1 protein-coding gene is annotated in these 3,563 nt (G+C 67.0%); it reads left to right on the top strand.

Features of this window, described 5'->3' with window-relative positions:
- Positions 1-69: 69 nt before the first annotated feature.
- On the top strand, positions 70-3,563 hold a 3,494-nt coding region (locus AB0M47_RS42415), incomplete at its 3' end, for a LamG-like jellyroll fold domain-containing protein (RefSeq protein WP_363424631.1).

The following is a 3,563-nucleotide window of genomic DNA, read 5'->3' as shown; positions in this document are numbered from 1 at the left end:
CGAGAGGAGTCCATGATGGACCGTCCTGGCCGCCGCCGCGTTGTCGCGGGGTTCCTTCTCACGGCTGTGATGTTGCTGGTCACAGCCACTCCGCAGCCGGTGACGGTGTTCGGTCCGGTGGACCTGAAGGTGAGTTGGTTGTGGTCGTGGTTGGGGGCGCCGTCGGCGTTCGCGGGTGGGCGGCCGATCGGTCCGGTGCAGGTGAGTGGTTCTGCGGCGGGCAAGGGTCATTACGTCGGGTACGCGGAGACGAAGGCGGCTGGTGGGGCGGGCCGGGCTCCGGACAGGACGGTGGCGGAGCGGCAGGATGGTAAGACGCAGCGGCTGACGACGCCGGGCATTCAGGGTTTCGCGCCGGGTAAGAGCACGCGTAAGGCCGACGGGTCCACCGCAGGCTCGGATCTGTTCGCGAACCCGGATGGCAGTTATACCCGTGAGGTGTCGCAGGGCACGGTCAACTATCAGGACGGCAAGGGTGCCTGGCAGAAGATCGATGCGCAGGTGACGCCGGCGGGGGATCGGTTGAGTCAGCGGGCCAATCGGCTCGGTCTGCAGTTCGCGAAGCGGGCTGATGATCGCAAGTTGGTGTCGGCGTCGTTCGACGGTCTGGGGTTCGGCTACTCGTTGCAGGGTGCGGCTGCTGTCGCGGCGCAGTCGGGGGCGTACGCGGTGACGTATCCGGGGGTGTTGCCGGGTACGGATCTGGTTTTGGAGTCGCGGGAGAGTGGGGTCAAGGAGTCGATCGTTCTGCGGGAGCGGGGTACGCGGACGGAGTGGGTGTTCCCGCTGGCGCTGGACGGGTTGGTGCCGGTGTTGGACGCCGGTGGTGGTGTGGTGCTGGCGGATGCGAAGGGGACGGTGAAGGGCCGGATCCCGCCGGGGTTGATGCACGACTCGAGGTTCGACCGGTCGACGGGTGAGTTCACGACGTCCAACGCGGTCGCCTATTCGCTGGTCGAAGCCGATGGTGGGATCGGGTTGAAGGTCAGCGTCGACGAGCGGTGGCTGAACGCGCCCGAGCGGGTCTACCCGGTCACGATCGACCCGACGACGGAGTTCGCGACCACTGGCGACACCTACGTTTACTACGGGAACGACATCGACCACTCCGGTGAGGACGACCTGGCCGTCGGCACCTGGGACTCCGGTGCCCACCGCGGCAAGGCCCTGATGCACTTCACCGACTTCGCCGCCACCTTCGCCGGGCTGCGGATCACCTCGGCGAGCCTCAAGCTGTTCCTCTCCTGGCAGGGCAGCTGCTCGGCACAGCCGTTCACGGTGCACCCGATCAGCACCTCCTGGGAGGTCGACACCGCCCGGTACGGCAGCGTCAGCTACACCGGTCCCACCTTCGACGCGCAGATCGGCACCGCGACCCCGACGAACTACTCGGAGGCCTGTGCCAACACCGCGAGCAACCGGACCGTCGGTTCCTGGGTGACCGTGCCGCTGACGAAGGCGACCCTGGACGGCTGGCTGAACGGGACGCTGACCAACAACGGTCTGGGCATCTCCGCCTCGCAGACGGCGACGACTGATTTCAAGCGGTTCACGTCGCGCAATGGTCCGGCGGGGGCGGTGTGTGACGGCCACACGTGTGCGCCGTACCTGTCGGTGACCTACACGCCGAATGTGGCGCCGCAGATCGATTCGCAGTATCCGCCGCGTGATTATCAGGCGACGTCGTTGACGCCGGAGTTGCTGGCCAAGGGTCACGATCCGGATGTGTGGCCGAAGCCGGCGGTGCAGTACAACTACAAGGTCAACGACTCGACCGGTGCGCTGGTCGCCACGTCGGGGTGGACGTCGTCGTCGAGCTGGACGGTTCCGGACGGCAAGTTGCAGTGGTCGAAGACCTACTACTGGTGGGTCGTGTCGTATGACGGGTGGGCGACCAGCCCGGACCCGTTGAACGTCGCGTATTACTACCCGTTGTCGACGCCGCCGCCGCAGCCGTTGGTGACCTCGGGCTTGTCGCAGGACGGTGGTGGGCGCGGGTTCGAACCGGCGGCGGGCAACTACACGACCGAGGCGATGGATGCCCAGGTCGCCACGGTCGGCCCCGCCCTAGCTGTGCAGCGGTCGTACAACAGTCGGGATCCGCGTACGGGGTTGGCGTTCGGGGCGGGCTGGTCGTCGATGGTCGACGCGAATGTCACCGAGCGGATGGCCAGCACGAGTGGTAAGACGGCGGTGATCACGTATCCGACCGGTACGGAGGTGGCGTTCGGCCGTAACGCCGACGGCAGTTTCAACCCGCCGCCGGGCCGCTATTCGGTGTTCACCACGGTCACCGGCGGCTACTCCCTGGTGGACAAGGACGGCACGACGTACCTGTTCACCCGGCAGGTCGCGGGCACGGCGGGCACCGACGCCGTCTACGCGATCACCTCGATCAAGGACGCGGCCGGGCGTACGTTGACGTTCTCCTATAACGCGTCGGGTCTGGTGGAGACGATCACGTCGGCGTCCGGCCGGGCGTTGCACTTGACGTGGTCGACACCTGTGGGTGCGAGTAAGCCGCATGTGGCGACGGTGTACACCGACCCGGCCACCGCCGGGGATGCGAGCACGGTGGCGACGTGGGTGTACGCGTACAGCGGCGATCAGCTGACCAAGGTGTGCCCGCCGACCGATGCCACCCATTGCACCGTCTACGAATACGGCACCGGATCGCAGTACCCGACGGCGCTGCTCGATGCGGGCCCGCACTCGTATTGGCGGCTGTCGGAGCCGGCGGGTTCGGTGAAGGCGGCCAGTGATGTGCTGGACAACGGCGGCACCGACGCCGCCACGTACAGCAACGTGCAGCTCGGTCAACCTGGTCCGCTGCCGGGATCGGCGGCCACTGCCGCGACCTTCAACGGGACGTCGTCGTATGTGGAGGTGCCGGGCAAGCTGGTCAGCGCGGCCAGCTACCAGTCGGTCAGCATGTGGTTCAAGACGACCACCCCCGATTCGGTGCTGTTCAGCTACCAGAAAGACCCGATCACCGGCGGCACCACGGCCGGCAACTACACGCCCGGGATCTACATCGGCAGCAGCGGCAAACTCCGCGCCGCGTTCTGGACCAACAACGTCAACGCGGGGATCGTCTCGGCGAACCCGGTGACCGACGGCGCCTGGCACCACCTCGTCCTCGCAGCGGCAGGCAACACGCAAACCCTGTACCTGGACGGCCAGGTCGTCGGATCGCGTACCGGCCTGATCACGTTGATCGACGCCTACAGCGCGACCCACGAGTACATCGGGGCCGGGTTCCTCGGCGGTGCCTGGCCTGACCAGTCGCACCAGTCGAGCACCTCCAGCGATGGATTCGCGAACTACTTCACCGGTTCGATCTCCGACGTGGCGTTGTTCGACCGCACCCTGACGGCGGCGGATGTGGCGAGTCTGCGTGGTGCCTCTGCTGCTGCGGCGCATCCGTTGACGAAGATCGTGCGCCCGTCGGGGGCGACGGCGGCGCAGATCACCTATGACCCGGTCAGCGGGATCGTGACGCAGGTGATCGACGAGCACAACGGGACGTGGAAGATCAGCCCGTCGGCGGTGGCCGGTTCGTC

This window comes from Hamadaea sp. NPDC051192 (assembly GCF_040682475.1).
GTDB classification, from domain to species: domain Bacteria; phylum Actinomycetota; class Actinomycetes; order Mycobacteriales; family Micromonosporaceae; genus Hamadaea; species Hamadaea flava.
The sequence above is the reverse complement of the archived record's forward strand: the minus strand, read 5'-3'. Positions and strand labels throughout refer to the sequence as shown.